Source organism: Streptomyces sp. CNB091 (genome assembly GCF_000377965.1).
Genome location: NZ_KB898994.1, coordinates 392,611 through 414,484 on the forward strand (window position 1 = coordinate 392,611; position 21,874 = coordinate 414,484).

At 72.2% G+C, this 21,874-nt stretch carries 16 protein-coding genes, 2 tRNA genes and 1 pseudogene; 12 read left to right on the forward strand and 7 right to left on the reverse strand.

Annotated features, from left to right (window positions below; translation table 11 throughout):
• Positions 1-130 precede the first annotated feature (130 nt).
• From D581_RS0111670 to D581_RS0111700, 7 genes are all read left to right on the forward strand, one after another.
• Complete coding sequence (locus tag D581_RS0111670; protein WP_018957404.1) at positions 131-1,339, forward strand: acyl-CoA dehydrogenase family protein; 1,209 nt, start codon at positions 131-133, stop codon at positions 1,337-1,339.
• Positions 1,336-2,370 (forward strand): OB-fold domain-containing protein, encoded by a 1,035-nt coding sequence (locus tag D581_RS0111675; RefSeq protein ID WP_018957405.1) that lies wholly within the window; start codon positions 1,336-1,338, stop codon positions 2,368-2,370. The genes D581_RS0111670 and D581_RS0111675 overlap by 4 nt, the downstream gene beginning before the upstream one ends.
• A gap of 1 nt (position 2,371) precedes the next feature.
• Positions 2,372-3,415, forward strand: coding sequence for an acyl-CoA dehydrogenase family protein (locus D581_RS0111680; protein ID WP_018957406.1), 1,044 nt, complete (start codon positions 2,372-2,374; stop codon positions 3,413-3,415).
• Positions 3,412-3,879, forward strand: a complete 468-nt coding sequence (locus D581_RS0111685) for a MaoC family dehydratase (protein ID WP_018957407.1) — start codon at positions 3,412-3,414, stop codon at positions 3,877-3,879. Before D581_RS0111680 ends, D581_RS0111685 begins: the two co-directional genes overlap by 4 nt.
• Positions 3,876-5,042 (forward strand): lipid-transfer protein, encoded by a 1,167-nt coding sequence (locus D581_RS0111690; protein WP_018957408.1) that lies wholly within the window; start codon positions 3,876-3,878, stop codon positions 5,040-5,042. Before D581_RS0111685 ends, D581_RS0111690 begins: the two co-directional genes overlap by 4 nt.
• 170 nt (positions 5,043-5,212) lie before the next feature.
• Complete coding sequence (locus D581_RS0111695; RefSeq protein WP_012380021.1) at positions 5,213-5,776, forward strand: SigE family RNA polymerase sigma factor; 564 nt, start codon at positions 5,213-5,215, stop codon at positions 5,774-5,776.
• 179 nt (positions 5,777-5,955) lie between these two features.
• On the forward strand, positions 5,956-7,608 hold the full coding sequence (locus tag D581_RS0111700; RefSeq protein ID WP_018957409.1) for a long-chain fatty acid--CoA ligase: 1,653 nt from the start codon (positions 5,956-5,958) through the stop codon (positions 7,606-7,608).
• A gap of 124 nt (positions 7,609-7,732) precedes the next feature.
• Here the strand turns inward: D581_RS0111700 and D581_RS0111705 are convergent, their stop codons facing one another.
• Both D581_RS0111705 and D581_RS0111710 read right to left on the reverse strand, forming a co-directional pair.
• Entirely contained in the window at positions 7,733-11,986 is a 4,254-nt protein-coding gene (locus D581_RS0111705) for a PAS domain-containing protein (RefSeq protein WP_018957410.1), read from the reverse strand.
• Between the two features lie 303 nt (positions 11,987-12,289).
• Positions 12,290-12,865, reverse strand: a complete 576-nt coding sequence (locus D581_RS0111710) for an SSI family serine proteinase inhibitor (RefSeq protein ID WP_018957411.1) — start codon at positions 12,863-12,865, stop codon at positions 12,290-12,292.
• A gap of 297 nt (positions 12,866-13,162) precedes the next feature.
• On the opposite strand from D581_RS0111710, the gene D581_RS0111715 reads away from it, so the two are divergent.
• Both D581_RS0111715 and D581_RS0111720 read left to right on the forward strand, forming a co-directional pair.
• Positions 13,163-13,253 (forward strand) — tRNA-Ser (locus D581_RS0111715).
• 238 nt (positions 13,254-13,491) lie between these two features.
• Positions 13,492-13,564: transfer RNA gene (locus tag D581_RS0111720), tRNA-Arg, on the forward strand.
• A gap of 179 nt (positions 13,565-13,743) precedes the next feature.
• Here the strand turns inward: D581_RS0111720 and D581_RS1000000139595 are convergent.
• Both D581_RS1000000139595 and D581_RS01000000137130 read right to left on the reverse strand, forming a co-directional pair.
• Positions 13,744-14,172, reverse strand: a pseudogene (locus D581_RS1000000139595) (transposase); the annotation flags it as partial.
• Positions 14,173-14,223: 51 nt separating this feature from the next.
• Entirely contained in the window at positions 14,224-15,144 is a 921-nt protein-coding gene (locus tag D581_RS01000000137130; protein WP_018957413.1) for a hypothetical protein, read from the reverse strand.
• A gap of 316 nt (positions 15,145-15,460) precedes the next feature.
• Here D581_RS01000000137130 and D581_RS0111735 point away from each other — a divergent pair, with 316 nt between their 5' ends.
• A complete protein-coding gene (locus tag D581_RS0111735) occupies positions 15,461-15,832 on the forward strand; it encodes a hypothetical protein (protein ID WP_018957414.1) in 372 nt (123 codons plus the stop codon).
• A 179-nt stretch (positions 15,833-16,011) separates the two neighbouring features.
• Here D581_RS0111735 and D581_RS0111740 read toward each other — a convergent pair whose 3' ends face one another.
• Together D581_RS0111740 and sigJ are read right to left on the reverse strand one after the other, a co-directional pair.
• Entirely contained in the window at positions 16,012-17,235 is a 1,224-nt protein-coding gene (locus D581_RS0111740) for an FAD-dependent oxidoreductase (protein ID WP_018957415.1), read from the reverse strand.
• Between the two features lie 93 nt (positions 17,236-17,328).
• Positions 17,329-18,273 carry an RNA polymerase sigma factor SigJ gene (gene sigJ, locus D581_RS0111745; RefSeq protein WP_018957416.1) on the reverse strand — a complete coding sequence of 315 codons (945 nt, stop codon included), beginning with the start codon at positions 18,271-18,273 and terminating at the stop codon, positions 17,329-17,331.
• A 128-nt stretch (positions 18,274-18,401) separates the two neighbouring features.
• Between sigJ and D581_RS0111750 the strand changes: the two genes are divergently transcribed.
• Both D581_RS0111750 and D581_RS0111755 read left to right on the forward strand, forming a co-directional pair.
• The gene (locus tag D581_RS0111750; RefSeq protein WP_018957417.1) at positions 18,402-19,469 is read left to right on the forward strand and encodes a DUF2797 domain-containing protein; all 1,068 of its coding nucleotides are present in this window, start codon (positions 18,402-18,404) and stop codon (positions 19,467-19,469) included.
• A 23-nt stretch (positions 19,470-19,492) separates the two neighbouring features.
• Positions 19,493-20,278, forward strand: coding sequence for an amidohydrolase family protein (locus D581_RS0111755; protein ID WP_018957418.1), 786 nt, complete (start codon positions 19,493-19,495; stop codon positions 20,276-20,278).
• Here the strand turns inward: D581_RS0111755 and D581_RS0111760 are convergent.
• Complete coding sequence (locus tag D581_RS0111760; RefSeq protein WP_018957419.1) at positions 20,275-21,732, reverse strand: NF041680 family putative transposase; 1,458 nt, start codon at positions 21,730-21,732, stop codon at positions 20,275-20,277. The two genes, D581_RS0111755 and D581_RS0111760, sit on opposite strands and share 4 nt — an antisense overlap.
• Positions 21,733-21,874: the final 142 nt, after the last annotated feature.

Here is a 21,874-nt window from a genome sequence, read left to right on the forward strand (position 1 = left end):
CGTCTTGACAGGGGCCAGTACCTGACGGACAGTCAGAAACGTCGGAACGCGGACGCCGGTCGTCGGGGACGCCGGTAGCCGGACGGGAGCGCTCCGGCTTTTCCGTATCCGCAGCTCTGGAGGCCCCTCCGTGCATCTCGCTCCGACGGAACGCCAACAGCGGCTCCGCGCCGAACTCCGGTCCTATTTCCGCGCGCTGATGCCCGATGCGGCGGGCGGAGGGGCGGGGCACGGCAGGGAGGAGGGGGAGAGCAGGGGCGGCGGGCCGGACGCGGACGAACAGCGGCGGCTGCTCCGCCGGATCGGCGCCGACGGCCTGCTCGGTCTCGGCTGGCCCGAGGAGTACGGCGGCCGGGGCCGGGGCCCCGACGAGCAGTTCGTCTTCTTCGACGAGGCGTACCGGGCCGGCGCCCCGGTCTCCATGGTCACGCTCAACACCGTCGGCCCGACCCTGATGGCGTACGGGACCGAGGAGCAGAAGGCGTACTTCCTGCCCCGCATCCTCGGCGGCGACCTCGTCTTCGCGATCGGCTACAGCGAGCCCGATGCCGGTACGGACCTGGCGGCGCTGCGGACCCGTGCCGTGCGGGACGGCGACGACTGGGTCATCGACGGCCAGAAGATCTTCACCAGCAACGCCCAGCAGGCGGACTGGATCTGGCTCGCCTGCCGTACGGACCCCGAGGCCCCCAAGCACCGTGGCATCTCGATCATTCTGGTGCCCACGGACTGCCCCGGCTTCTCCTGGACGCCGATCCGTACGGTGGGTGGGGTCACCACCACCGCCACCTACTACGACGGCGTACGCGTCCCGGTCACGAACCTCGTCGGCGAGGAGAACGGCGGCTGGAAGCTCATCACCAGCCAGCTCAACCACGAACGCGTCGCCCTGGCCGCGATCGGCATGCAGGCCGAGGACTTCTACGAGGAGGCCCTCGCCCACGCCCGCACCCCCGATCCCGTGACCGGGCGCCGCCGGATCGACGAGCCGTGGGTGCGCGCCCGGCTCGCGGAGGCGTACGCCCGGCTCGCGGCGACGCGCCTGCTGAACTGGCGGCTGGTCGACGCCGTCGGCGCCGGAGCGCCCGCGCCCGGAGAAGCCAGCGGGGTGAAGTTCGCGGGCACCGAGAGCGCGGTCGAGGTCTACCGGATGTGCCAGGAGGCCGTCGGGGACGCCGCCCTGCTCCGGGGTGGTTCTCCCGGCCGCTTCGGGCCCGGCGGTGAGCTGGAGCGGATGAACCGCGCGGCGCAGATCAACACCTTCGGTGGCGGTGTCGGCGAGGTCCAGCGCGAGATCGTCGCCACGGCCCGGCTCGGGATGACCCGGAGCAAGCGATGAGCGAGCGGGAGGGCGACGGCAGCCACCAGCCCTACGGCGAGGAGCCCGACGGCAGCCAGCAGCCCTACGGCAAAGAGCCTGCCGACAGCCGGGCGGATCATCACGACCGGGATCAGCTGTACGAGCGGCTCGCCGCTTACGAGGGCCGCGCCGCCGCCACCGGGGGCAGCGGCAAGGACCCGGTCAACGAGCCCATGATCCGGCACTGGTGCGAGGCGATGGGCGACACCTCGGCCGCCTACCGGGGCCCGGCCGCCGTCGCCCCGCCCACCATGCTCCAGGCGTGGACGATGGGCGGGCTCTCCGGGCACACGGACGGAACGGGGCGCTCCGCGGCGTACGACGAGATGTTCGCCCTGCTCGACGGCGGCGGCTACACCTCCGTCGTCGCGACCGACTGCGAGCAGGAGTACGCGCGCCCGCTGCGCCCCGGCGACCGGATCACCTTCGACACGGTCATCGAGTCCGTCTCCCGGCGCAAGACGACCAAGCTCGGCACCGGCTACTTCGTCACCACCCGCACGGACGTCCGCGCCGACGGCGAGCCCGCCGGGACGCACCGCTTCCGCATCCTCAAGTACCGCCCCGCGCAACGGGGGAAGCCCGTCGATCCTCCTCTGCGCCCCCGGCCCGTGATCAATCGCGACAACGCCGGCTTCTGGGCCGGAGTCGCCGAACACCGGCTCCTCATCCAGCGCTGCACCGACTGCGCGACCCTGCGCCTCCCCTGGCTGCCAGGCTGCAACGCTTGCGGCGGCGCGGAGTGGGACACGGTCGAGGCCGGCGGGCGGGGCACGGTCTTCAGCCATGTGGTGATGCACCACCCGCCGTTCCCCGCCTTCAGCCCGTCCGGCGAGGGCGGACCGTACGCCGTCGCGCTCATCGAGCTGGCCGAGGGCGTCCGCATCGTCAGCAACGTGATCGGTGTGCCGTACGACGAGGTCCGCGTCGGCATGCCCGTGCACCTGGAGTTCCTCGTCACGGACCCCGGCCTGGAACTGCCCGTCTTCCGGGCGAGCGAAGGCGGTTGAGATGGACTTCACCCCGAGCGAGGAGCAGTCCGCCGCACAGGGGCTGGCCGCGAGCGTCTTCGGCGACCTGGCCACCCACGAGCGGCTGGCGGCGGCCGGCACGGGCACCGACGCGGAACTGTGGACGGAGCTGTGCGCGGCCGGACTGCCCGGCGCGGTCGAGGACATCGGGCTGCTCGGCCTCGTCCTGCTCCTGGAGGAACAGGGCCGGACCACCGCGCAGGTCCCGTTGGCGGCCACCTGTGTGTACGGGCTGCTCGCGATCGCCGAGCACGGAACGCCGGAGCAGCGCGAGCGCCTGCTTCCCGGTCTGCGCGACGGTACGGCGGTGGCGACGGGCGCCTTCCCGGCGCGGGGCGGCGTACACACGTCGGACGGTGCGCTGTACGGGGCCGTGCCCTGGGTGCCCTGGCTGCGCGACGCCACCCAGGTGCTGGTGGCGGACGCCGACCGGGCCCTGTGGATCGTCGAGGCGGGCGCGCCGGGCGTGGCCGTGGTGCCGGTGGAGACGACCGCGCCCTGGGCGGCGGGGCGGCTGGTTCTCGACGGCGTACGCGGGGAGCGTCTGGGGCGCGGGCCGGAGGTGTACACGGCCGTCCTCGCCGCCGCCCGTACCGCGTTCGCCGGACTCCAGGCCGGGGTGTGCGCGGGCTCACTCGCCCGTGCGGTCCATCACACCGTCACCCGCGAGCAGTTCGGGCGTCCGCTCTCCACCAACCAGGGCGTCCTGCTCCGTGCCGCCGACGCCCACATGGACACCGAGGCGATCCGGGTCACGGCGTACGAGGCGGCCTGGCGGCGGGACGACGGACGGGAGTACGGGGCAGCGGCGCTGACCGCCGCCTGGTGGGCCTCGGAGGCGGGCAAGCGGGTCGTCCACGCGGGCCAGCATCTGCACGGCGGCACCGGCGCCGACCTCGACCATCCGGTCCACCGGCACTTCCTCTGGGGCCGCCAGCTCGACGCGTACCTCGGCTGCGGCAGCGAAGTCCTGGAGGAACTGGGCCTGTCGCTCGTGAACAACGGTCAGGAGGACGCGTCGTGACGCGGACGTACGGCATCGGTGATGAGCTGCCGCCCCTGGAGATCCCGCTGACCCGGACCCTGATCGTCGCCGGGGCCATCGCCTCGCGCGACTACCAGGACGTGCACCACGACGCGGACCTGGCCCGGGCGAAGGGCTCCCCCGACATCTTCATGAACATCCTCACCACCAACGGGCTCGTCGGCCGCTACATCACCGACCACCTCGGCCCGGACGCCGTCCTCCGCAAGGTCGCGATCCGCCTCGGCGTCCCCAACTACCCGGGAGACGTCATGCGGTTGACCGGTCGCGTCACGGAGGTGGCCGGGCCGGCCGACGAAGAGTCCGTACGCGCGACGATCACCGTCACCATCACCGTCACGGGCGACAACGGCATCGGCCGCCACGTCACCGGCACGGTCGTCGTGACCCTCCCGGCCCCGAGCGGCGAAGAAGAAGGCGAAGAAGAAAGGGCCGGAGCATGAGCATCCGCAGGGCCGACTCGCTCGGTGGGAAGGCCGCGATCGTCGGCATCGGGGCCACCGAGTTCTCCAAGGACTCCGGCCGCAGCGAGCTGAAGCTGGCCGTCGAGGCCGCCCGCGCCGCCCTCGACGACGCGGGCCTCACCCCCGCCGACGTGGACGGGCTCGTCACCTTCACCATGGACACCAGCCCCGAGATCACCGTCGCCCAGGCGGCCGGGATCGGCGAGCTGTCGTTCTTCTCCCGGATCCACTACGGCGGCGGCGCGGCCTGCGCCACCGTGCAGCAGGCCGCCCTCGCGGTGGCGAGCGGGATCGCGGACGTCGTCGTCTGCTACCGGGCCTTCAACGAGCGCTCCGGCCGCCGCTTCGGCTCCGGCGTCCAGCGGCGCGAGCCCACCGCCGAGGGCGCGGCGCTCGGCTGGAACCTGCCGTACGGGCTGCTCACCCCGGCCTCCTGGGTCGCGATGGCGGCCCAGCGCTACCTCCACGCGTACGGCCTCGACCCGGAGGTCTTCGGGCACGTGGCGGTGGCCGACCGGCGGAACGCGGCGCGGAACCCGGCGGCCTACTTCCACGGGAAGCCGATCACGCTCGCCGACCACGCCGCGTCCCGCTGGATCGTGGAGCCGCTGCGGCTGCTGGACTGCTGTCAGGAGACGGACGGTGGCCAGGCCCTCGTCGTCACGAGCCTGGAGCGCGCCCGCGACCTGCCCCGACCGCCCGCCGTCGTCGTCGCGGCGGCCCAGGGCGCGGGCCGGTCGCAGGAACAGATGACGAGCTTCTACCGGGACGGGCTGACGGGCCTGCCGGAGACCGCCGTGGTCGCCCGGCAGCTGTGGCGCAGCTCCGGACTGTCGCCGGCCGACATCGACGTGGGCATCCTCTACGACCACTTCACCCCGTTCGTCCTGATGCAGCTGGAGGAGTTCGGTTTCTGCGGTCCCGGGGAGGCCGGGGCGTTCGTCGCCGCGGACGCGCTGCCCCTGAACACCCACGGGGGTCAGCTGGGGGAGGCGTACCTCCACGGGATGAACGGCATCGCGGAGGCCGTCCGGCAGATCCGGGGGACCTCGGTGAACCAGGTGGCGGGGGCGGCGAGGTCGCTGGTCACGGCGGGTACGGGGGTCCCGACGTCGGGCCTGGTCATCGGTGCGGACGGCTGAGCGGCGACGCCCCGCCCCCGGGGGCTCTCGGGGGCGGACCCTTACGGCCGGGCACAGGCCCGTCCACCTTCAGGAGGTGCAGGGTGCACACCCCCTACAACCTGAGGCGGACGAGCCTTCGGGACCTGGGGGCGATCCCCTCGGCGGTGGCTGCTCCTAGCGTTGAGTACATGACCACGCCAGTCTGCACGGGCGCCTCCAGGGCGGCTTCCGCCACCGCCGCCGGCCACCCCCACGCGCCCTACGCGTCGTTCTCCTCGTACGTACGGGCCCGTGGACCGGTCCTGCTGCGTACCGCGCGCTCGCTCACCGCGAACCCGTGCGACGCGGAGGACCTGCTACAGACCGCGCTGGCCAAGACGTATGTCGCGTGGGAGCGGATCGAGGACCACCGGGCGCTGGACGGCTACGTCCGGCGGGCGCTGCTCAACACCCGCACCTCGCAGTGGCGCAAGCGCAAGGTCGACGAGTTCGCGTGCGAGGAGCTGCCCGAGCGGGAGGCCTTTCCGGCGCCGGACCCGGCCGAGCAGCAGTCGTTGCACGACGCGATGTGGCGAGCGGTGCTCAAGCTCCCGGACCGCCAGCGCGCGATGGTCGTCCTGCGCTACTACGAGGATCTGAGCGAGGCCCAGACGGCGGAGGTGCTCGGCGTGTCGATCGGTACGGTCAAGAGCGCGGTCTCCCGTGCCCTCGGCAAGCTCCGCGAGGACCCGGAGCTGACGCCGGTCCGCTGATCCGGACGGCCCGGAAGGCCCCTCCACGGGTGCCGCCACCGGCTCCGCCACAGATCCGACGCAGGGCCCCGGGGCAGGCTTCGCAGCAGGAATTTTCCCGCGAGTAGTGACATACCGCGTGGTATGTGCGCAGAATCAGCGGAACCTTACTGCCGCGTAGCGCCTACCGGGAGGACGCCGTGCTGAGCACCATGCAGGACGTACCGCTGACTGTCACCCGCATCCTGCACCACGGGATGACGATCCATGGGAAGTCGCAGGTCACGACCTGGACCGGCGAACCCGAGCCGCACCGTGCCACCTTCGCCGAGATCGGCGCACGCGCCACCCGGCTGGCCAACGCGCTGCGCGACGAGCTGGGCGTCGACGGCGACCAGAGGATCGCGACGCTCATGTGGAACAACTCGGCCCACGTTGAGGCGTACCTCGCCATCCCCTCCATGGGCGCCGTGCTCCACACCCTCAACCTCCGACTGCCGCCCGAACAGCTCGCCTGGATCGTCAACCACGCGGACGACAAGGTGGTGATCGTCAACGGCTCGCTGCTGCCGCTCCTCGTGCCGCTGCTGCCGCATCTGCCGGGCATCGAGCACGTCGTCGTGTCCGGCCCCGGCGACCGCTCCGGCCTCGCCGGCGTCACGCCGCGCGTGCACGAGTACGAGGAACTGATCGCCGGCCGCCCCACCACGTACGACTGGCCGGAGCTGGACGAACGCCAGGCCGCGGCCATGTGCTACACCTCCGGCACCACGGGCCACCCCAAGGGCGTCGTCTACTCGCACCGCTCGATCTACCTGCACTCGATGCAGATCAACATGGCCGAGTCGATGGGGCTGACCGACAGGGACACCACGCTCGTCGTCGTGCCCCAGTTCCATGTGAACGCCTGGGGCCTGCCGCACGCCGCGTTCATGACGGGCGTCAACATGCTCATGCCGGACCGCTTCCTCCAGCCCGCCCCGCTCGCCGACATGATCGAGAGCGAGCGCCCGACGCACGCCGCCGCCGTTCCCACCATCTGGCAGGGCCTGCTCGCCGAGGTCACCGCCAACCCGCGCGACCTCACCTCCATGGCCAACGTGACCATCGGCGGCGCGGCGTGCCCGCCCTCGCTGATGGAGGCGTACGACAAGCTCGGCGTCCGGCTCTGCCATGCCTGGGGCATGACGGAGACCTCGCCGCTCGGCACCATGGCCCACCCGCCCGCCGGCCTGAGCGCCGACGAGGAGTGGCCGTACCGGGTCACCCAGGGCCGCTTCCCCGCCGGGGTCGAGGCGCGGCTGGTCGGCCCCGGCGGGGAACACCTTCCGTGGGACGGCGAGTCGGCCGGTGAGCTGGAGGTCAGGGGCAACTGGATCGCCGCCGCCTACTACGGCGGCGCCGACGGCGAGCACCTGCGCCCCGAGGACAAGTTCAGCGAGGACGGCTGGCTGAAGACCGGCGACGTCGGTGTGATCAGCGCCGACGGCTACCTCACCCTCACCGACCGGGCCAAGGACGTCATCAAGTCGGGCGGCGAGTGGATCTCCAGCGTCGAGCTGGAGAACGCGCTGATGGCCCACCCGGACGTCGCGGAAGCGGCCGTCGTCGCCGTGCCGGACGAGAAGTGGGGCGAACGGCCGCTCGCGACGGTGGTCCTCAAGGAGGGCGTCACCGGGACCGACTACGAGGCACTGAAGGAGTTCCTCGCCGAGTCGGGCATCGCCAAGTGGCAGCTGCCGGAGCGCTGGTCGGTGATCGCCGCCGTGCCGAAGACGAGCGTCGGCAAGTTCGACAAGAAGGTGATCCGCAAGCAGTACGCGGATGGCGAGCTGGACGTCACCCAGCTCTGAGGCTTCGGTTCCTCTTCTGTTTCACGTGAAACAGGGTGGGGCGGTACGGGACACCCGTACCGCCCCACCCTGTTCCGCTTCCCGCGTCCGTCGAGAGGCCCTGTTACCGCAACCGCTTGCGGTACTAGTTGGTGCCGATCTTCGCCAGCAGGTCCACGATCCGCGACTGGACCTCGTCGCTGGTCGACCGTTCCGCAAGGAAGAGGACGGTTTCACCCGACGCGAGCCGCGGCAGCTCCGCCTGGTCCATCCCGGCCGAGGTGTAGACGACCAGCGGGGTGCGGTTCAGCTGCCCGTTGGCCCGCAGCCAGTCGATGATCCCCGCGCGTCGGCGGCGTACCTGCATCAGGTCCATCACCACGAGGTTCGGCCGCATCCGGCTCGCCAGGTCGACGGCCTCGCTGTCCGTCGCGGCACGCGCCACCTGCATCCCGCGCCGCTCCAGGGTCTGCGTCAGCGCCACCGCGATCTCCTCGTGCTCCTCGATCAGGAGCACCCGCGAGGGATGCTGTTCGCTGTCACGGGGGGCCAGTGCCTTGAGCAGGACGGCCGGGTCGGCGCCGTACGCCGCTTCCCGGGTCGCTTGCCCCAGGCCGGCGGTGACCAGCACCGGGACCTCGGCCGCGACGGCCGCCTGACGCAGCGACTGCAACGCGGTACGGGTGATGGGGCCGGTCAGCGGGTCGACGAAGAGCGCGGCGGGGAACGCGGCGATCTGGGCGTCGACCTCCTCGCGGGAGTTCACGATCACCGGACGGTAGCCCCGGTCGCTGAGCGCCTGCTGGGTCGGCACGTCGGGCGCGGGCCAGACCAGGAGTCGACGCGGGTTGTCCAGCGGCTCGGGCGGCAGCTCGTCGTCGACCGGGTGCGGGTGCGGCCGGTTGGCGACCTCGACCGCGCCTCCGGGCCCGTCCAGCGGCTCGGGGCCCTCCGCCCCCTCGTCGGGCGCCCCTATGGCGTACGCGCGCCCCTCCGCGACGGGCGGCGCGAGCAGTTGCCCCTCACCGTAGGCGGCGCCGGGCCCGCCCTGCGCCGGCTGACCCGGCTGATGACCCGGCTGACCTGGCCGACCGGGCTCCTGCGCCTGGTCCGGCCCCTGATCCTGGCCCTGGCCCTGGCCCTGGGTGCGGGGCTGGTGCTGCTGCTGCGGCCCGGGAGCCTGCGCGGGGCCCGTCGGCTGTGCCGGGCCCGGCCGGTCGCCGGCGGCCCGGGCCGGGGAGCGGTCGCCCTCCGGCGGGGCGGCGAGCTTGCGGCGCCGGCCGGCCCCGCCGAGGCTCTGATGCGGCTGGTTCTGCTGGTGCGCGAGGTGCTGGGCGAACGGCACACCCTGGCCCAGCGTTCGCACGCTGAAGGCCCTCCCCTGCGTCGAGTCGGGGTTGCTGCCGTCCGGCATCGGCTCCTCGGCGGGCAGCGGCTGCCGCCGCGCGTCCGGGGCCGGGACGCCCGTGTCACCGTCGGCCGGGTGCGTCACCGGATCGGCGACGGCCGCGACGCCGGTGGTGTGGGCGGTCCGTCCGGCACCGGTCTGCCCGGTGTCGGGGGAGACGTTGTGCCCGGTGCCGGGGTGGGCGTTCTGCCTGGTGTCGCCCCACGGCGCGAGGTCCGGCACCGGGCTCGGAGCCTCCGGTACGCCCCCGTCGTGCGGGCCGGGCGCATGGGGTGCCGCCCCAGGGAGGCGGGGCGCGTGGGCCGCTCCGGGGAGGTGGGGCGCGTGGGCCGCTCCGGGCGCGGCCGGGAAGCCCTGCCCGGAGGTTCCGTCCGTCTGCGGGCCGGGGTGCGCGGGGGCGACGGGGTGCGCCTGCGGAGGCGTGTGACCGGCCTCCGGTGCGGTACGCGCGTGGTGCGCGCTCGCCCCGTCGCCGGACGCCACCGGGGCGTCGGGGGCGAGCGGCGCCCGGTCCGCGTCGGCGGGCGGCAGGGCGAAGGCGGTACGCGGCCCGGCCTCGGCCGCGGTGCGCTCCTGGGCGGCGGCCAGCGCGCGCCGGGCACGCCGCCCCCCGGGCTGCTGGGACTGCTCCGCCCCGGGGTGACCGCCGTCGCCTTCAGCTCCGCTGTTGCCGCTGTTGCCGCTGTTGCCGGAGGCGAGGGCGGGCAGGGCGGGGCGGGCGGGCTCGCCCTCACGGCGGGCCCGCCGCCCGGTGGTCGGTACGGGCTGCTGCGGGTCCACCGGGACGCCCTGCGGCGGCACGGTCTGCCCGAGCTGCGCGCGACCGCCGCCCTGGGCGTTCTCGGCCGCGGTGACGACCGACCCCTCGGAAGGGGCGGTGGGCGCCGCGGACGGGGCGGAGGTCAAGGCCAGCGCCCCCCGCTGCGGTGGCTGGGGCTGCTCCCGGGCGCCGTCGGCCGGAACCATGCCCGGGGCCGCCTCGGCCGGGCTGGGCCGGCCGCGCCGACGCCCGGAACCCTCGCCCTGCTGGGCCGGGATCAGCTCGGGAGCCTGCTGCTCCTCGGGCGCGGCCGGTCCACGGCGCGCCCGCCGCCGCCCGGTCGGCTCGGCGGCCGGGCGGTCGTCGGGAGCGGGAGCCAAGGCCCCGACCGCGTTGTCGCCGACGCTCTCCGACGTACCGCCGGGGCTGCCCAGGAACGCGTCGGTGGAGGACCTGCGTGCCCGGCGCCGGCCGCCGCTGGTGACGCCCGGCGCTCCCAGCCCTTCGGGCGACGAGGAGGCGGCGGGGGGAGGCCCCGGCAACAGGGCGGTGCCGTCCGTCTCCGGCGGCGCGATCGTGCCGGACGCGGTGCCGATGGGCAGGTCGAGCACGTACGCGCTGCCGTTCATGCCCGGCGTCTCGTGCGTCTGGAGGACTCCGCCGTGCGCCCGGACGATGCCGCGCACGATCGGCTCGTGCACCGGGTCGCCCCCGGCGAACGGGCCGCGCACCTCGATCCGTACGACGTCACCGCGCTGGGCCGCGGCCACGACCACGGTGGAGTCGACGTAGCCGCCCCCGGGAACGGCCCGGGTCTTGCCGGTCGAATCGACGCCGCAGACGTCCGCGACGAGGTGGGCGATGGCGGTCGCGAGCCGGGGCGCGTCGACCTCGGCCTCGATCGGCGGGGCGTGCACGGCGAACTGGGCGCGCCCGGGCCCGATCAGCTCGACCGCCCCGTCGATACCGCCGGTGACGATGCCGTCCACCATCGCCGGGGCCTTGTGCAGCCCTTCCACCCCCGCGTCCAGGCGCTGGTACCCCAGCACGTTGTCCACGAGCGTGGTCATCCGGGCGTACCCGGCGGCGAGATGGTGCAGGATCTGGTTGGCCTCGGGCCACAGCTGACCGGCCGGGTCGGAGGCGAGCGTGGACAGCTCGCCGCGCAGCTCCTCCAGGGGCCCGCGCAGCGAACCGCCGAGGACGGCGGTGAGCTGGGAGTGCTGGGCGCCCAGGGAGGCGAGCAGCTCGGCCTGTCCCTCGATCTCGGCGGCGTACCGCTCGCTGCGGTCGGCGAGCTCGGCGGTGTGTGCCTCCTTCAGCGCCTCCAGCTCGGCGGCGTGCGCCTCCTTGAGCGCGGTGACCTCGGCGGAGTGGCTCGTGGTCAGCTCGGCGACGACGCTTCTGTGCTGCGTCGACAACTCCTCGTACGGCCGTCGGTCGGTGAACGTCATCACCGCGCCGACGAGCTGGTCCCCGTCCCGTACCGGCGCGGTCGTGAGGTCCACCGGCACCTGCGCACCGCTCTTGGACCACAGCACCTGCCCACGCACCCGGTGCTTGCGCCCGGACTTGAGGGTGTCGGCGAGCGGGGAGTCCTCGTACGGGAACGGCTCGCCCTCCGCCCGCGAGTGCAGGATCAGCGGATGCAGCTCCTGGCCGCCGAGGTCGCTGGCCCGGAAGCCGAGGATCTGCGCGGCGGCGGGGTTGACGAGGACGACGCGCCCGTCGGTGTCCGTGCCGACGACGCCCTCGGAGGCGGCCCGCAGGATCATCTCGGTCTGCCGCTGCGAACGCGCCAGCTCCGCCTCGGTGTCGACGGTGCCGGAGAGGTCCCGCACGACGAGCATGAGCAGCTCGTCACCGGTGTAGCTGGAGTGGATGTCGTTGTACGCGGCCTGCCCGCTGTCGAGGCTCGCGCTGGTGACCTCGACCGGGTACTCGTGGCCGTCGGTGCGCCGCGCGGTCATCCGCGTCGGCTTGGTCCTGCCCTGCTCGTCCGCAGCCTCGGGCCGGCGCATCGAACCCGGGATCAGCTTGGAGTCGAACTCCGGCAGCAGATCGAGCAGTCCGCGACCGACGAGCGCGGTGCCCGGGGTCTCGAACATTTCGAGGGCGATGGCGTTGGCGTTGACGACCGTGCCGTTGCAGTTGACGAGCAGCAGCCCGTCAGGAAGGGCATCGAGTATGGCTGCGAGGCGAGCAGTGCCTCGGGATGGCCTGCTGCTCACGACGACGCTTCCTCCCTGATTACCGCACCTTGCCGACAGCGGGCCCCATCTTGCCCCTCGGGCCGCAGACTGTCACTGGAGGAGTCTAAGGGCAGGGGAGGCCCCGGGGGCGGCGGATGAGGGGGAGCTCTCACCAAGGTTCTGTGCGCGGCGTGTACGCCGCGGGGCCATGACGTGAGCGTCCGCGCACCCTGTGACGTGCGCGGACGCGCGACGACGCCGGCCCGTTCGGGGCGCGCGGGCCCCCGGAGCCAGCTGCGGCAGATACACGGAGGCGAACGCTTTTGCGCCGTCGCCGACGGGCTAACGAACGTCCGGAAGCACCGGCACGAGGCTGTTCCAGCGTGCGATCTCGCATCCGTCGCGGCGGCTCGCGGTGGTGTCCACGGCCCGTCCCTCCCAGGTGCCCACGATGCGCGCGGTGGCGTCGCCGCCGTGGATCATCGTGCACATCGTGCCCTCCGGGGTGGGCCGGAACAGCTCCTGCCGCCCGGACCGGGTGGCGCCGGCCTCCGCCAGCCGGTCACAGGCCGCCTGCCCCTGCGGGTGGCTGCCCCCGGTGGGCCCGCACTCCAGCTCGAAGGTGCCGTCGGCCCCGGCGACCCCGGTGTTCTCGACGGACACGGTGAGCCGCGTCAGGACCTCGCTGGGCTTCCCCGCGCCCTTCCCGCCCCCGCCCTCCAGGAACCCGGGCAGCGGGAGGGGCATGGGCAGCGGCCCGAGGGCGGGCCGGGCGGCGGCGAAGGGCCCGGAGGTGGGCACGGCGGCGGGCGCCGGACCCGAGGCCATGGGGCCGGAGGCGGTGGCGGTGGACGCCGGTACCGCGGTGGCGAGCGCGGCGAGCGAGACGACGGCGGTGAGAGCGAGACGGCGCAGCATGCGGAAGCTCCAGGATCTCTGCAGCGGGGTCGGCCACGGGCGGCGGTCACGGGTGATCACCGACCCGCCCGGGCGCCACGGCTGACGGACGACTGACGGGCGACGACGACGGGACGACTGACGGAGACCGGGGCCCCCACCCCTCTCTAACGCGCACCGCGCCCGGACGTTGCGGCACCACGCCGAACTGCTTTGCCCTGGCCCCCGGGGGCCTAGTAACGTGTGCGGCGATTGGTGGCACGACGCTCGACTGTGTCATCATCTGCACGCACCACTCGCGTTCGCGCGAGGTGTGCTGGAGGCGTCGCCTAGTCCGGTCTATGGCGCCGCACTGCTAATGCGGTTTGGGTCTTAAAGCCCATCGAGGGTTCAAATCCCTCCGCCTCCGCCCCACCCCGAAGCCCCGTGCCCCTGGCATGGGGCTTCGGCCGTTCCGGGACGCGCGAGCGCGCGGAGGGGCCCCGGGGCGGGTTCGTGGCTGGTTCAGGAGGGTGGCCGATACGGGCCTCGGGAGGCCGTTTCCGCAGGTCGGCAGCGGTGCGGCTAATGGATTTCGCGTCACGGCGCAGGTCATGTAATGTTGTTCTCGCAACGCCGACCGGGGAGAAAGAAGCCCGGAACGCCAAGCACTCGTAGCTTAACGGATAGAGCATCTGACTACGGATCAGAAGGTTGCAGGTTCGAATCCTGCCGAGTGCACAGCAGGCCAGAGGCCCCCAGGAGAAATCCCGGGGGCCTCTCGCGTTGCCCGTACAGCAGCGAGGGACCGCCGCGCGCACCGCTTCCTCGCTGAGCTACAAGGGTGTCGTGTGGCTGAAGCCGAAGGGCTGTCCCGGGCTGTCCCGTAAACGACCTATGCGTCGCCAGGGCAGCTGCCCCTGTTTCCCGTCGGGCAGGTCTTCCCCCTTGCGTCTGCGGTGGGGCATCACGAGCCCGGTGCCCGGGTAGCCGCCGTCGGCGATCGTCATGGTTTTGCCGATGGCGGCCTTGGCGTCGGATTCCTCCCATGCCTTGCAGTCGTTGCGGTTGCCGGCGAGAGGCCGGCCCACGACGACGACCAGGCGAGTGTCGGCGTCGATGACGACCTGGTGGTTGGTGGCGAGCTGGCGCATCGTCAAGTTCGTGCGCCAGTAGGTCGTGACCAGTAGTACCCGGTCATCCAGCGGCAGACCCCATGGTCGACCTCTACGAACTGCGTCCGCCCCGTCGCGTCGCAGCATCGTCACCCACTTGCTGAAGCAGTGGGGGCTCAGCCCGGTAGACGGAGTTGTCCACGCCGGCTGCGTAGCCGTGATCACAGCAGTCACGGCTGCATCGTTCCGAACACCACGCCTCACCGTTTGGAATTGATGTGGGGGTCAAGGTGCCAGCGCGGTGGCCACCTGAGCCAAGCGATCGGCTGACAAGGCGAAGAGGTTGGTGGGATTGCGGAAGGAGTACTCGCCATCGTTCACGGAGAATCCGTGCCCGGCTGCCGTCCAGCGTGCGGGACCGGGGGCCCCTTGATCCTCCAGGAGAGCAGAGGCGAGGGTGTCAGGGTCTTCCACGCTCGTGCGGGCGCGTAGCGCAGCCGCCAGGCGGCCAACAGCGGCGTCGGGTACTGCATCGTCGCCGAACGCAGGCAGCAGGAGCAACAGACGGGAGTGGGGATCGGTGGTGCTGCCGCCGGGCAGCATGTTGTCCGCAGCTGCCACGAGTTCGGGCCAGGACAGGCCCGGACCCATGAAGTGCCCCTCGTCCCGAGCGAGGACCTCGGCCTGGCCCCAGTCGGGGTGGTGGAGGAGGTAGTCGGTTCCGGTGTCGTCCGCGACAGTCCGGTAGACCACGTGAAGACGGTGATCAGCAGCGAGTGGAACCGTGAATGCCGGCCACTCGGCCCGCTCCCAGAGCTGCCGCTGGAAGTCGCCGGCCGCGTCGTAGTCCGCGCCGAACAGCAGTTCCTCGGCCTCCTCGCTCTGGACACACGAATAGAGGTGTCCCAGCCAGAAGAGCGGCTCGTCCAAGAGCCCGACCTGGTACGTGAGGGGACCACCGGCGTAACCCGCTATCCGCGCAGGACGCAGGTCTGCACTGTTCATCACGGAGGACATCATGCCGCCCCGGCGGGTGAACGGGGCGAAGGTCTCCTGCACGGCGGTCGGCCAGGCGGTGACGGGCCGGACCGGACCACCCGGGTCGGGGCAGGGGCCGACGGTGAAGTCCTTCAGCTGGATGCGAGTGCCCCGTGGGTGTGTGGTCTCGGGGCCGAGGGGGCGCGCCTTCTGGCTCCTTGTGTTCATTGCTACGAACAGCCAAGGCCGAGGTTCCTCGTCGCCATGTGAGCATCGAGCCAGTTGTTACAGGCTTCTCCACCTCATCAAGGCACCCCGGCTGCGCTCGGCTTCGCCGCGCGTGCTTCCCGGCTCTGGCTGCGCCCGCACTCCTGCCTTCTGCCCGCTCGGCGCTGCCGCGGCCGACGCGCGATGGGAGCCGAGGTGAGTGGTGGGCTGAGGCGGGAGCCGGCCAGTACGGTACGCTCCATCGCAACTTTGAGCAGACATGCAAATAACTGTTCGGGCGGATTTCCCTGGCCGAGAGCGAGTAAAGGCAGAAACCATGCTGACGAGGACACTGCCCCCTGAGCAGTGGTGGATAGGCGCCGTCATCTCCGGCGTCGCCTTTGTGGTAGCCATATACCCGATAGCGACCACCGCGAAAAAGAAGCTGCTCCTGCCCCTGGTGCCCCTTGCTGGGGGCGCCTTCCTCTTTTTTGATACGGCGGGAGACGAAAGTGCTTATCCAGTGGTCTGGTTCACGGTCATCATGCTCACCTTTGTGGTGCTGAGGATCATTTTCGCGCCCTATCTCAGCCGTCAGTTTGCCCTGGTGCGGTCTGGGCAGCAGATGCAACCACTGACGGGCCGGCAGGGCGCAGTTTTCTGGTGTGCCTTCTTGGTCATCATGGTTACGATGTTTATCGTCATCTGAATTCCCCACGAATGTAGAGACCGATGCCTGCCCTTGGCGGTATGGGGAGGCGTTGGCGTAGTCCGTCTGCTGCCAGGGTGTGGACGACTGCCGACGCTCTTCCGTCCCGGGCGACGCTCGGGCGGATTCTAGGAATCCTGGGGGCCTCTTCCGTCCGTCGGCCCTGGTCGGCCGGGGCCTCAAGCCGCTTCGGCGGCAGCGGCTGTAGCGGTCGCCCGCGCCCGTTCTGCCGTGACCCGGCGGCGGCGGGTCGGCAGGCCCATCGTCGGGTTCGCTACGCCCCAGGCTGCGGCCTTGCAGACCAGTTCCTTGTAGAGGGCGGCCGCGCGGCCGGTCAGGGCCGCGCTGACGGCTCGGTCGTCGGCGGTGACGTACTGGATCAGGCCCTCCTTGCGGCCGAGGGAGACGCACTGGTTGAAGTAGCGGGCCGAGATGGTCGGGAGCTTGGTGCCGGTGAGGCGGGCCGCGATGGCGTCGGCGGCCTGCCAGGCGGTGGGGACGCCCGAGGCGCAGGACATGCGCAGTGGTTTGCCGCCGGGGCCCGCGACCAGGGCCGCGTCGCCGATGGCGTACACGTCCGGGTGCGAGGTCGAGCGCATGGTGTCGTCGACCACGATCTGGCCGGTGTCGCCGGTCCGCAGTGTTGTGGCCATGGCGATCGGGTGGACCGCGAAGCCCGTCGTCCAGACCGTGACCGCGGCCGGGATGTCGCCCTCGGTGGTGGTGACACGGTCGGCGTGCACGGCGGTGACGTCGGCGTGTTCGTGCGCGGTGATCCGCAGGTCGGTGAAGACCTTCCGCAGGTGCCTGGCGCCCTTGGGGGAGAGCCAGTCGCCCAGTGCTCCTCGGGTGGCCAGGGAGACGTCCAGGTCCGGGCGGGTCTCGGCCAGTTCCGTCGCGGCCTCCACGCCGGTGAGGCCGCCGCCGACGACGACCACGGGAGTCCCGGGAGCGAGGGAGGCCAGGCGGTCGCGCAGGCGCAGGGCGCCGGGGCGGCCGGCGATGTCGTGGGCGTGTTCGGCGGCGCCGGGGACGGCGTGGGTGTTCCAGGCGCTGCCCAGGGCGTACACGAGGGTGTCGTACGGCAGGGTCTCCGGCTCGCCGGTCCCGTCCGGGGCGGCGACGGAGACCGTTCGGCGGTCGGTGTCGATGCCCGTGACCTTGCCGAAACGCAGCCGGACGGCCGTGCCGGCGAACATCTCGTGGAAGGGTCGGGGGCGGAGGTCCTGGCCCACCGCTAGCTGGTGCATCCGGACGCGCTCGACGAAGTCGGGTTCGGCGTTGACGAGGGTGATGGAGACGTCCTCGCGGCGCAGTCGCCTGGCGAGGCGTCCGGCGGCGCTCGCTCCGGTGTAGCCGGCTCCGATGACGATGACGCGGTGCTGCTGGATGTTCTGCTGCATGTCCTTCGCTCCTGTCTCGCGCGGTTTCGCCCCTTGAACCGGGCAGCCCGGCGATTCCTGACAGGTGGGAGGTGTGATGTACGTCACAGGGGGTTAGGTGATGCGGAGGGCCGGTTCTCCGTGGGCCGTCGCCGCCCACTGACGCGTCGCGCGTTCGAGCTTGTCGGGGTTGGCCTGGTTGCGGAACGCGGCGATGCCGTTCGCCGTGATCTCCAGGCACATGACGCCGATGACCCGGCCGGCGACGGTGATCACGAGGGCGGGCAGCCCGTTGGCGTACGAGACGTGGACCTCCGCCGTGCCGCCGAGGAGGTTGCGAGCGGCCTGGTTGGGGGTGAAGAGGCTCCGCATGAACTTCGCGACGGCCGTCGCGCCCTCGAACGGCTTCGCGCGGGCCGGTACCTTTCCGCCGCCGTCGCCGATCGCGACGGCGTCCGCGGTGAGCAGCCGGACGAGCGGTTCGGTCCGGCCGCCGGCAGCGGCCGTGAGGAACTCCTCGACGATCCGCCGGGCGGCGGCCTCGTCGATCTCGGTCCGGGTCCTGCCCTCCGCGATGTGCTTCTTGGCGCGGTGGAAGATCTGCTGGCCGGAGGCCTCGGTGATGTCGAGGATCTCCGCGATCCTCCGGTGCGGGTAGCCGAAGGCCTCCCGCAGCACGTACACCACCCGCTCGTCGGGGGAGAGGCGCTCCATGAGGACGAGGACCGCGTACGAGACGGATTCGCGCTGTTCGGCGGTTTCGGCGGGGCCGAGCATCGGGTCCCCGGCGAGCAGCGGTTCGGGCAGCCACTGGCCCACATAGGTCTCGCGGCGGGCGCGCGCCGAGGTGAGCTGGTTGAGGCAGAGGTTGGTGAGGACCTTCGTCAGCCAGGCCTCGGGGACCTCGATGCGGTCGATGTCGGCGGACTGCCAGCGCAGGAACGTGTCCTGGACGGCGTCCTCGGCATCGCTCGCGGAGCCGAGGAGGCGGTAGGCGATCGCCTTCAGCCGGGGCATGGAAGCCTCGAACAGGTCCGTCTGGTCCCCGGTCAGCGCCATGGCCCGGATCATAACGGCCGGCTGCGGCGGCGGATCGAGGGTGTCGGAGGCTGCGCGTAGCATCGCCGGACCGGTGCGACCGGTGCGACCGGTGATCTGGTGCCGGTGGAGAAGAGAGCGGGGTCCGGGTGTCCGGTGGGTGGTGGTGCGCCGGGGTGCGGTGGCCCGGCGAGGTGCCCGAGCTGGGGTGGAGCAGGGGCGGTGACCGGCGGGTGAGCATGCTCGCGTACGGGGCCGGCCTCGGGTTCCGGGCCCTCGGGGAGCGGCACTGCGTGGGGGCGCGGGGGAACGCGTGCCCGCTGGGCGCGGTGGTGCCGGGGCGTTCCACGGGCGGGCGGTGTGCCGAGTGCGCGCGGCTGGACCGGGCGCACTCGGTGGCCGCCGACACGTTGGCGGACGACCCCCGGACGTACCGCGTGTACCTCGCCTGGTTCGGGCCCGGCATGGTCAAGGTCGGGATCACCGGGGAGGAGCGGGGGGCGGCCCGGCTGCGGGAGCAGGGGGCCGTGGCCTTCAGCTGGCTGGGGCGGGGGCCCCTCATGGCGGCCCGGCGGACCGAGGAGGTGCTGCGGGCGGCCCTCGGAGTGCCCGACCGGATCCCGTACGCCAGGAAGCGGGCCGTGCGAGGGCGGCTTCCCGGGTGCGAGGAGCGGGCCGCCGAGGTGGCGGAGCTGTACCGGCGGGCCGCGCGGCTCGAAGGGCACGGCTGGCCCGAGTCGTTGGAGCGGCTGCCGCTCGAAGTCGTCGATCAGGCGTCGGCCTTCGGGATCGACCGGGCGCCCGCTCCGGTGCGGTCCGTGCGGGAGCTGGTCGACGGGGGCGTCGTCGCGGGGCGGCTCGTCGCCGCGGCCGGGCCCGATCTGCATCTGGCGGTGGACGGCGTGGGCGTGGTCGTCCTGGACACGCGGCTGATCACCGGGTGGGACCTCGCGGCCCTGCCCGCGGGGGCAGTGTCTGGGGAGGCCGCATCCGCAGGAGCCGTATGTGGGCAGGCAGGGTCCACGGGGGCCGTGTCCGGGGAGGCCCTGCCCGCGGAGGCCGGGTCCGCGGGGGCCGTGTCCGGGGAGGTCGGGCCCGCGGGGGCCGTGTCCGGGGAGGCCGCGTCCACGGGGGCCGATTGCGCCGTGGCGGCGGGTGATGTACGTGTCCCCCTCATCGACATCGGCGGCGGCGGTGTGCAGGGTGGGCTGTTCTGACCGTCGACCGAGGGAGAGCGTCCGTGGGGCCGGAGAGCGATGACGTGGTGCGGTTCTGGGAGCGGCTCGGGCTGCCCGGGATCATCGACGTGCACACCCACTTCATGCCGGAGCAGGTCCTGCGCAAGGTGTGGGCGTACTTCGACGCCGCCGGGCCGCTCACCGGCCTGGAGTGGCCGATCACCTACCGGTACGAGGAGGAGGCGCGGCTGGCGGTGCTGCGGTCGTTCGGGGTGCTGCGCTTCACCTCCATGCTCTACCCGCACAAGCCCGGCATGGCCCGCTGGCTGAACGGCTGGGCCGCCGACTTCGCCGCCCGGGCCCCCGACTGTCTGCACACCGCGACCCTCTTCCCGGAGGAGGACGTGGAGGTGTACGTGAAGGAAGCCGTGGAGGCGGGGGCCCGGGTCTTCAAGTCGCACCTCCAGGTCGGCGCGTACGACGCCAACGACCCGCTCCTGGACCCCGTGTGGGGGCTGCTCGCGGAGGCCGGGATTCCGGTGGTGACGCACTGCGGGTCGGGGCCCGCGCCGGGGGCCCACACCGGGCCGGAGCCGATCGGGCGGCTGCTGGCGCGTCACCCCCGGCTGCGGCTGGTCGTCGCGCACATGGGGATGCCGGAGTACGCGGAGTTCCTGGCGCTGGCGGAGGCGTATCCGGAGGTCCGGCTCGACACGACGATGGCGTTCACCGACTTCAGCGAGGGGTTCAGCCCCTTCCCGCCGGCGGAGCGGGGGCGGCTCGCCGACCTCGGGGACCGCATCCTGCTGGGGACCGACTTCCCGAACATCCCCTACCTTGATCTTTAACCTGTGCGGCGTGGACGTGGGTCCGTTGACTTCTTCGTTCGTCGTTTCGCGGAGCCTGGTTTGCCGACCGTGTGCACGTCGTGGCGTGGGGTGGGCCGGGTGTTCTTGCTTCCGGGGGGCCGGCCAGGTCCGGGGCGGGAGGCTTTCGGTGCTCCGGCTGGGCAGTGGGCCTTCGGGCGGAGGTGCCGAAAGTCGCGGCGGACGCGGGCAGGGGTGAGCCTGTCGGGCGGGGCCGGTTTTTCCCACGGACGCCGGAGGTCGGCTGCCAGCGGACGGGCGAGACGTAGCTGGGTGAAGACCGCGAGGATCAGCCAGGTCCAGCGGTCGGCTGCTTCGGGGGTGCGGATCTTCGGGCAGGTCCAGCCGAGTGTTTGCTTGAACAGGCGGAAAGTGTGCTCGATGTCGAAGCGTCGCAGGAATGTCTGCCAGAGCATGTCGACGTCGGACTCACAGGCGTCGGTGCCCGACCACCACAGCCAGACGGGCTTCGGTGTGGCGCCGCTGGGAAGGTGCTCGACGTGCAGGCGGATCACGGTGCCCTCGATGACCGGCAGTGCACCGAGCTGGGAAGTCCAGGCCGAACGGTGGGTCAGTCGAGGATGGAGTCGGTCCCAGGCCCTGGCGGTGGCCGTTCCGTAGAGGCGGGTTGTGGTCATCGTCTGCGCGTCGGGTGTGCCCCAGGTGGCCGGGTCGCCGAAGACGAATTCGCCGCCATGACGAGGAGGGCGGCCGCGGGTGCCGGGCTCGCGGGGTGGGACCGCGCGTCGCAGGACGCGGTCCGAGCGCATGCGTCCCAGTACCTGCACCGGGAGATCTTTCAGGAGGAAGGCCAGGCGGGGAACGTCGTAGCCGGCATCCACCACGACCAGGATCTCCGGATCGCCGTCCGTCCACTGCCCGGCCGCGACCAGTCGCTCGACGAGCTCGCGCATCTGCCGGGCCGTGACAGTGGCAGCGTCGTCACCCGGCGCCAGACGTAGTGCGTCCAGCGGTGCGGTCCAGGAACTGCGGCCCGTCTCAAGTGCGCAGATCACCGAGTAGGGCCAGCCGGGAACGGGAATGTGCTGGTCTTTTCCTCGTCCGTAGGTGTGGCACAGGATCCGCTGTGGCGAGGTGTGCGCGCTGGGTCGCAGCCAGCAGGTGAGGTCGGCGGCCAGGACCAGCCGGCCGTCCGCCGCCCGCGGCAGAGGCACCGCGGCCAGGGCCCTTCGCAGCCGGGCCACATCGACCCGGCCCGCAGACAGGGCATCGTAGAGCCCGCCGTGCCCGCGACGGTGTTCACCGACAAGGGACAGCTCTACCAGCGACCGGACCGGACCGTCCGCGCACAACACCGCGTCCGCGAGTTCGAACAGTGCGTCCGCACGCTTGGTCAGACAGGAGTAGAACTCACCCCGGAAGCGTGACAGTCCCGCAAACGGATCCTGCCGGACAGCGTGATGCGACAGACTCATCCTCACGGCCTTCGTGCTGAGCTTGTGTGTTCCTTGGTCGGATCACATGCTCAGCCGAAGGCCGCCTGCACGCCCGGCAGTTACCGATCCGAGTGATCAAGTACGACGAACCGTTCGGATCTCTAGGTTAAAGATCAAGCTA